Origin of the sequence: Microbacterium sp., from assembly GCF_029263575.1 — a bacterium.
Lineage (GTDB): Bacteria > Actinomycetota > Actinomycetes > Actinomycetales > Microbacteriaceae > Microbacterium.
This window is the reverse complement of sequence record NZ_JAJUFV010000132.1, coordinates 1-8,119: the sequence shown is the minus strand read 5'-3', so window position 1 is coordinate 8,119 and position 8,119 is coordinate 1. Positions and strand designations below refer to the sequence as shown.

At 66.6% G+C, this 8,119-nt stretch carries 8 protein-coding genes and 1 tRNA gene; 1 reads left to right on the top strand and 8 read right to left on the bottom strand.

Annotated elements, in window-relative coordinates:
• Positions 1 to 798: alpha/beta hydrolase (locus tag Q1J95_RS12365; RefSeq protein ID WP_300267974.1), on the bottom strand; the 798-nt coding region annotated here is incomplete at its 3' end.
• 86 nt (positions 799 to 884) lie between these two features.
• Between Q1J95_RS12365 and Q1J95_RS12360 the strand changes: the two genes are divergently transcribed.
• Positions 885 to 1,562 (top strand): helix-turn-helix domain-containing protein, encoded by a 678-nt coding sequence (locus tag Q1J95_RS12360; RefSeq protein WP_300267971.1) that lies wholly within the window; start codon positions 885 to 887, stop codon positions 1,560 to 1,562.
• Between the two features lie 9 nt (positions 1,563 to 1,571).
• On the opposite strand, the gene Q1J95_RS12355 is transcribed toward Q1J95_RS12360, so the two are convergent.
• The 7 genes from Q1J95_RS12355 to Q1J95_RS12325 all read right to left on the bottom strand — a co-directional run.
• Complete coding sequence (locus tag Q1J95_RS12355; protein WP_300267970.1) at positions 1,572 to 2,105, bottom strand: DUF1697 domain-containing protein; 534 nt, start codon at positions 2,103 to 2,105, stop codon at positions 1,572 to 1,574.
• Positions 2,102 to 2,701 carry an isochorismatase family protein gene (locus tag Q1J95_RS12350; RefSeq protein ID WP_300267968.1) on the bottom strand — a complete coding sequence of 200 codons (600 nt, stop codon included), beginning with the start codon at positions 2,699 to 2,701 and terminating at the stop codon, positions 2,102 to 2,104. Before Q1J95_RS12350 ends, Q1J95_RS12355 begins: the two co-directional genes overlap by 4 nt.
• A 69-nt stretch (positions 2,702 to 2,770) precedes the next feature.
• Positions 2,771 to 2,846, bottom strand: a tRNA-Thr gene (locus Q1J95_RS12345).
• 63 nt (positions 2,847 to 2,909) lie between these two features.
• Positions 2,910 to 4,475, bottom strand: coding sequence for an alpha/beta hydrolase (locus tag Q1J95_RS12340; protein WP_300267965.1), 1,566 nt, complete (start codon positions 4,473 to 4,475; stop codon positions 2,910 to 2,912).
• A complete protein-coding gene (locus Q1J95_RS12335) occupies positions 4,472 to 5,626 on the bottom strand; it encodes a DNA polymerase III subunit delta' (RefSeq protein WP_300267963.1) in 1,155 nt (384 codons plus the stop codon). Before Q1J95_RS12335 ends, Q1J95_RS12340 begins: the two co-directional genes overlap by 4 nt.
• Positions 5,627 to 5,706: 80 nt before the next feature.
• A complete protein-coding gene (gene tmk, locus Q1J95_RS12330; protein ID WP_300267961.1) occupies positions 5,707 to 6,333 on the bottom strand; it encodes a dTMP kinase in 627 nt (208 codons plus the stop codon).
• Positions 6,330 to 8,119: DNA topoisomerase (locus Q1J95_RS12325; protein ID WP_300267958.1), on the bottom strand; the 1,790-nt coding region annotated here is incomplete at its 5' end. The genes Q1J95_RS12325 and tmk, both read right to left, overlap by 4 nt.

The following is an 8,119-nucleotide window of genomic DNA, read 5'->3' as shown; positions in this document are numbered from 1 at the left end:
GTCGCGAGGGGTGCCGTGTACGAACTGCGCGATCGCACGGGTGAGGGTGGCGTCATCCACGCCGTGCCACTCGCCGGGAAAGACCGCGGCTCTCGCGTTCGGCATCTCCTGTTCCAGCTCGCGCCCCCAGGCGAGGATTTCTGGCACCGTCGACGCGGATGCGATGACCAACGTCGGCTGCCGCACGGAAGAGAACCGCGTCGCCGGCGTTCCCGGCAGAAACGTGAGCTCATGCAGCAGGGACGAAGCATCTCGCAGGGTCTCCTCCGCCGGAGGCCCGAGCTCAGCCAGCACATCGTCGGGCACGCCGACGATGTCGGTCTGGAACCATCGGTGAAGTACATCGTCCCCCTCCGCGAGGCGGCGCTCGCCCTCTGCGCGCAGGTGGTGTTCCGGGTCGGCCTCGTCATACAGGGGTGGCTCCAGCAGCGCCAGGCGTTCGATCGGCGCCCCCGCTTCTGCGGCGATGAGCGCGAGCGTCGCACCCGAAGAGAAGCCGTAGACGGTGACCGGGCCGTCGGCGAGGGCGATCACAGCCGAGAGGTCGTCGATCTCGCGGTGCACGTCGTACTCAGCGCGGTCACCGCTCTCGCCTTTGCCACGGCGGTCGTACGCCCACACCGTGAAGTGCTCGGCGAGGGCCCTGGCGAGGGTCGGCTGCGGCGTCGTCGCCCGCGAGACTCCGACACAGTGGACCATAACGAGATCGGGCCCCGAGCCGATGCGCGTGTAGGCGATCGGTGTGCCGTCTGTCGAGGTGACGACTCCGTGCGACGGCGAAGCAGATGGATCAGACATGTCACTCCTCGGTCTATTGCTCTTCGAGCGTTCCAACTATGTTTAACATAGCTTGAACTTTCTTGTCCATAGCGAAATAATGAAACATGCCCGTCAAACGCAGCTATGCCTCTCACGGAGACGCTTGCGCCACCTCCCACGCGATGGAGTTGCTCGGCGACCGCTGGGCCTACCCGGTGATCCGCGAGCTCATGCTGGCACCGAAGCGCTTCGCCGAGCTCGAAGCCACCCTGCTCGGCATCACACCGGCCGTTCTGACATCCCGGCTCCGCCAGCTCGAATCGGCGGGAATCGTGCGGCGCCTGAGGCTTCCCGCGCCGGCCAGAGCCAGCGTCTACGAGATCACCGAATGGACAGCCGAGCTCGCACCTGTCTTCGCAGCTCTCGGACGATGGGCGGTGCGCTCCCCCACGCGCGACGTCACGGGATGCGGCCTGACCCCGGATGCGATTGCGCAGTCGATGATGACCATGGCTCCGAACATCCCGATGTCTCCGCCCATCGAGCTCGAACTGCACCTGGCGGACACGCGGACCCGCGATGTCGCCGAGCCGTACGTCTACCGCCTGTGCTGGGACAGCAGACTCGTGATCGAGCGATCCCACGCCGCCGCCCCGGCTGCCGTCGTCCACGGCGACTCGTCGACGTGGTCCGGCGTGCTCTATGACGACGTCGATCTCGATGAGATGGACATCACCGGCGACCGCGCGGCGGTGATGCGCGTGGTTGCTGCCTTCGACGGTGTCCTTGAGGCTGCCGCATAGGGAGCTTGCCTATTCCGTCAGGCCGATCAGCGTGCGCACCGTTCGCAGGTTACGCGCTGTGCCCGCTGTTCCCAGTGCGCGATCGAGTGTCGCTTTCGTGAGCTTCGTCGACGGCGCGCCCTGGTCGCCGTACTGAATCCACAGCTCGCGCCCGAGGAGGGCGATCTGCTCACCGGGCACGAGGCGAGACTCCAGCGCGTCGACAGCGCCGGAGGCAGGCTCACCTTCGAGGAACATCGCGTGCAACAGTTTCTCGTTGCCATCGTCGAACGGCTGCGCCGCTACCGCTGCCACCAGCTCGTGGTGGGTTCTGCTGATCACCGGTGTGTCGACGCCGAACTCGTCGACGATCAGCTGCCGCACCTGTGCACATGCGTGCGCCGCATCGGCCGGGTCATCACAGATGATGTTGCCGCTGGCGATGTAGGTCGACACGTTCACCAGTTCGGTCTCGGCCGCGAGCAGCTCTCGCAGTGGCGCCATCGGCACGCGGTTGTTGCCGCCGACGTTGACCGCGCGCAACAGCAGCACACTGCGGCTCACGCGCTGTCACTCGCAGCGTCGGATGCGCCGGAGACGAGCTCGGCGCCCGCATGGGCGAGCTCGGCGAGCGCCGCCTCACTGGACTCTGCGCCGACGCCGGCCACCAGGTCGGTCAGGATTCGCACGTGCACACCGTGCGCGATCGCGTCCAGAGCGCTGGCGCGGACGCAGTGATCGGTGGCGAGGCCGACGACATCGGCGGTGAGAACGCCATTCTCGCTCAGTACCGCGGCGACACTCCTGCCGTCGTCGGTCGCGCCCTCGAACATCGAGTAGGCGGGCACGCCCTGCCCCTTGCGCACGTGGTGGGTGACAGCATCCGTCACGAAGAGCGGGTCGTATGCCGCGCCCGCAGTATCGGCGACGCAGTGCACCGGCCAGGTATCGACGAAATCCGGGGCATCGGCGAAGTGGCCACCGTTGTCACCCGCGGCATCATGCCAGTCGCGAGATGCCACGATCACGTCGTAGTCGCTCGCGCGCGCCGCGAGGTGGGCAGAGACGGCGGATGCCACGGCATCACCGCCCGCAACGGCAAGCGCACCGCCCTCGGTGACGTCGTTCTGGACGTCGACGATGAGAAGTGCCCTGGTCATGCCTCAAGGGTACGCGCGGCCTGTGACAAGCGAAACGGCCCCGCGATGTGATGACATCGCGGGGCCGGGTGGAGCCGCCTGTCGGAATCGAACCGACGACCTTTTCATTACGAGTGAAATGCTCTGCCGACTGAGCTAAGGCGGCGTGCGCTACGAGAGCGGCACGATCAACGATCTTACCCTGTCCGAAGCCATGCTGCGAACCAACTCACTCGCACTCGAGTCCGTCTTCCGGAACGACGTCGTTGAGCAAGAACGATTCGACCGCGTCATCCACGCACGCATTGCCCTTGTTGTAGCCGGTGTGCCCCTCGCCGACGCGCGTGACGAGCACCCCCTCTTCGAGCTGGTCGGCCAACGACACCGACCACTCGTACGGTGTCGCCGGGTCGTTGGTCGTGCCGACCACGACGATAGGGCCGGCCTCTTCGGCGTGGATCTCGCCGCGCGTGCCGGTGGGCGGATACGGCCACACCTCGCAGGAGTCCGGGCCTGACCAGTAGGGCGCGAAGGTCGGAGCGTGCTTCTCGATCTTCGCCATCGCGGCGTCCTCTGCCGCCTGGTCGTCTTCGACGGGATAGTCCATACAGTTATAGGCGCGGAAGGCCTCTGTCGAGTTGTCGACATACACTCCGCCCTCGCGCCCGTTATATGCATCAGCGAGGTAGAGCGCCGTGGACGGGTCGCCCTGCAGTGCCTCCGTCAGGCCCTGCGTCAGAGCCGACCAGCTCTGCTCTGAGTAGAGCGTCACGATGATGCCCGTCATGAGCGTATCGGCCCCCAGCAGCCTGCCGTCATCGCTCTTGAGCGGGGTGCGATCCACACTTGCGAGCAGCGCAGCGAGGTCGCCCATAGCCTCGTCGAGCGTCCCGTTGAACGGGCATGAGCCGGAATCGAGGCAGTTCTGCATATAGGCGCGCAGCGCCGACTCGAACCCCAAAGCCTGTGTCGTACCGACCGCAAGACCGGAGACGGAGGGATCGATCGCACCGTCGAGCACGAGACGCCCCGCCTTCTCTGGGTAGAGGTTCGCATAGGTCGCCCCGAGGAAGGTGCCATAGGAGTAGCCGAGGTAGTTCAGCTCTTTATCGCCGAGCACCGCGCGGATGAGGTCCATGTCGCGCGCCGAGTTGATGGTCGTGATGAACGGCAGGATGCCACCGCTGTTGGCCTCACACGCCTCAGCGAACTCTCTGTTGCGCTCGGTGAGCTCGGCCTCCCACTCATCGCTCCCCCGCGGGTTCTCCGGGATGTCGTAGAGGTAGGCGTCCATGTCGGCGGCGTCGAAGCAGCGCACCGCGGTCGATTGGCCGACCCCGCGCGGGTCGAAACCGATGACGTCGTAGTTCTCGATCAACTCCTCGCCGACCGAGTACGCGAGCTGGTTCTGGATGAAGTCGACGCCGCTGCCGCCCGGGCCACCCGGGTTGGTCAGCAGCGAACCCATCGGGGTTCCGCTGGCCTGATGACGGATCACGGCTATCTCCATCTCGCCGTCGGCGGGATTCTCCCAATCGAGCGGCGCTGTCACCGTGGTGCAGTCGAAGCCCGCGGCACCCGACTCGCATGGCCCCCACTCGAGGGTCTGCTCGTAGAACGGCAGCAGCTCGGCCGAAACGCCCTCGGTATCGGGGGCGCTCGTCTTCGACGGGCGCGGCTCGACGCCGGCCGGAATCGCCGCGTACAGGCATCCGCTCAATGCCACCGTCGCCACGGCGAGCCCCGCCGTGATCGCAGCCAGTCGTCGCAGGCGGGGAGTCTGTCGAATGTTCACGGCTTCCTTCCGCTCGCGATCGTCACGAGCAAGCTTTCGAGAGCGAGTGTCGCAGCGACGTTGCGCTCCAAGACTTCTCTGGTCTCGGCCAGATGATCAAGAACAACCAGCGTACGTGCCACCGGCCATGCGGCAGCCAGCGCGCTCAGATCCTCATGCAATTCTCGGTTTACGAGGTCGTCGGCACGCCCGTACTGCAGCATGACGACATCACGGTACATCGACTGCAGATCGGTGAGCGCGCGGTCGATGCCGTCGCGCAGACTGCGCTTGGCTCTCTGCTTCTGTTCTTCTTCGAGCGCAGACAGCTGCCCGCGCAGCGCCGGCGGAACAGCCTGCCCCTCGGCGATCCCGACCGTGCGCAGCAGCGACGCACGCTCATCGGCATCGCGCTCTGCAGTGAGCGCTTTCGCATCGTCGGTGGCGACTTGGATGATCTCTCCGGCGACCTCGACGGCGCTGCCGACGCCGCGGATCGCCAGCACCGACCGCAACGTGGTGTCGCGCCGACGACGAACGTCTTCGTCGGTCGCCAGTCGCTGCGCCATGCCGATGTGCCGTTGCGAGTGGCGCGCCGCCTGCTCGGCGATAGCCGGATCGGCTCCGGTTCGTTGCACGATCAGCCGAGCGACGTCGTCGACGTCGGGCTCGCGCAGTCGCAGGGGCCGAACGCGGGAGAGGATCGTGGGCAGCAGGTCGGCTTCGCTGGGGGCGCAGAGCACCCACACCGTGTTCTCAGGAGGCTCTTCCAACGCCTTCAGCAGCACGTTCGAGGTGCGCTCGACCATGCGGTCCGCGTCTTCGACGACGATGACGCGATAGCGCCCGGCAGACGGTGCGAAATACGACCGTTCGACCAGCGCCCGCGCCTCTTTGATCGTGATGATGACCTTCTCGGTGCGTAGCACCGTGACGTCGGGATGCGTTCCGGCGAGCACCTGCCGCATCGTGTGCTCGTCATCCGGGCTGTCGGCGATCAGCGCGGCGGCGAAAGCGTACGCAAGGGTGGAACGACCGGAGCCGGGAGGTCCCGTGATAAGCCAGGCATGTGAGAGGGCGGACGGATCGGCAGCGGCCGACCGCAGAGTTTCGACCGCCTCGTCTTGCCCCCAGACATCCGTCCACGGGAACGGAGCGAGTGTCACGGTCATGATCTCAGCCTAACGGGGGCATGGGACACGTCATTGCGTTCGGCCGCCGCACGAAATGCGCGGTGCGCGCGCAACCACGCTCAGAAGAGTTCAGCCACACGTGCCCGGATAGCATCCGCGATCTCGGCGGCAGGTGATACGGCATCCACCACGAGGAAACGCTCAGGCTCGGCATCCGCCAGCGTGAGAAACGCCTCGCGCACCCGCGTGTGAAACTCGGCTTTCTCGGCCTCCAGGCGGTCGAACGGCTTGTCCGCCGAGTCCAGGCGCGCCCGCGCCACAGCGGGGTCGAGATCGAGCAGCACCGTGAGGTCGGGCAGCGCCCCCTCCGCCGCCCACAGCGACAACTGACGCACCTCACTGGCGTCGAGCACGCGGCCCGCGCCCTGGTACGCCACCGAGGAGTCGAGGTAGCGATCTTGCAGCACGACCTCACCGCGCTCGAGCGCGGGCCTGACCACGCTCGCCACGTGGTGTGCGCGGTCGGCGGCGTACAGCAGCGCCTCGGCACGCGGCGCGATATCGCCGCGGTGGTGCAGCACGATGTCGCGGATCAGGTGTCCGACGTCGCTTCCGCCCGGCTCGCGCGTGCGCAGCACCGTGCGACCGTCATCGAGCAACGCACGCTCGAGCAGTTCGGCCTGGGTCGTCTTGCCCGAGCCGTCACCGCCCTCCAGCGTGATCCACACGCCGCGGCGTGCGGTCACGAGTTCGCCTTCTTCGCCGCATTCGCGGCGCGGGTCGCAGCAGCTTTCTTCGCGGCGGCCGAACGGGCAGCCGCCTTCTCGGCATCCGTCTTCGCCGGGGTTTTCTTTGCCTCGGCCTTCTTGGCCGGAGCTTTCTTGGCCGGGGTCTTCTTCGCCGCGGTCTTGCGTGCGCCGCGCTTAGGTGCGGGCCCCTTGGCGCGCTTGTCGGCGATCATCTGCACGGCGATCTCGAAGGTGATGTCTTCGGGCTTCTGCCCGCGCGGAATGGTCACGTTCGTCTCACCATCGGTCACATACGCACCGAAGCGTCCGTCACGGATGCGAATCGGCTTGCCGCTGACCGGGTCGGCGTCGAACTCGGCGAGCGCGGTGGCTGCGCGCCGCGAGCCTGCACCGTACTTGGGCAGCTTGTAGATCTCGAGCGCCTGCTCGAGGGTCACGTCGAAGATCTGCTGCTCGTTCTCGAGCGAGCGCGAGTCAGTGCCCTTCTTCAGGTACGGACCGTAGCGGCCGTTCTGGGCCGTGATCGTCTCTCCCGAATCAGGATCGGTGCCGACGGTGCGCGGCAGGCTCAGCAGTGTCAGCGCGGTGTCGAGGTCGACCGTCTCGACCGACATCGAGCGGAACAGCGAGGCCGTGCGGGGCTTGGGGGCGTCTTTCTTCGCCGTCTTCTTCTTGGGCGCTTCGACGACCTCACCTGTCTTCTCGTCGACGACCGGTGCCTCTTCCGGGAGGTTCTCCTGCACGTACGGGCCGTAGCGTCCGTCCTTCACGACGATGACCCGCCCGTTGTCGGGGTTCTCTCCGAGCACGCGATCCCCGGCGACGGGAGCGTCGATGAGCTCCTGCGCCTTCTCAGCCGTCAGCTCATCGGGAGCGAGGTCTTCGGGAACGTTCACGATGCGTCCGCGCTCATCGGGCTTGGCCGGGTCGATGACCTCGATGTACGGGCCGTACTTTCCGAAGCGCAGCGTGGCGACGTCGCTGATGCGCGTGGCGTTGAGCGCCCGCGCGTCGATCTCGCCGAGGTTGTCGACGACCTGACGCAGCCCCACATGCGTGTCAGAGCCGAAGTAGAACGACTTCAGCCAGTCGACGCGCTTCTGCTCGCCCCGGGCGATGGCGTCGAGGTCGTCTTCGAGCCCGGCGGTGAAGTCGTAGTCGATCAGCTCGGCGAAGTGCTCTTCGAGCAGCCGCACGACGCTGAAGGCCATCCAGGTCGGCACGAGAGCCTGACCCCGTTTGGTCGCGTAGCCGCGGTCGATGACCGTGCCGATGATGCTGGCGAACGTCGAGGGGCGGCCGATGCCGTGCTCTTCGAGGGCCTTCACGAGCGAGGCCTCGGTGTAGCGCGGCTTGGGGGTGGTCTTGTGGCCCTTTGCCTCGGCATCCGACATCGCCAGTTCGTCACCCACGGCGACGGCAGGAAGCGACTGGTTCGAGTCGGCGTCGGTGTCGCCGCGCTTCTCGTCGCGACCTTCTTCGTAGGCCTCGAGGAAGCCTTTGAACGTGTACACCGTGCCGGATGCGGTGAACTCAGCGGTCTGACCGTCGGCGTCGACAGCGAGGGTGACCGTGGTCGTCTCGTATTTCGCATCGGCCATCTGGCTGGCGACCGTGCGCTTCCAGATCAGGTCGTACAGGCGCAGCTCTTCGCGATCGAGTTCACTCGAGACCGAGGAGGGCTTGCGGAAGTTATCGCCCGAGGGACGAATCGCCTCGTGCGCCTCCTGTGCGTTCTTGCTCTTGGACCGGTACACGCGCGGCTTGAGCGGAACGGCGCTGT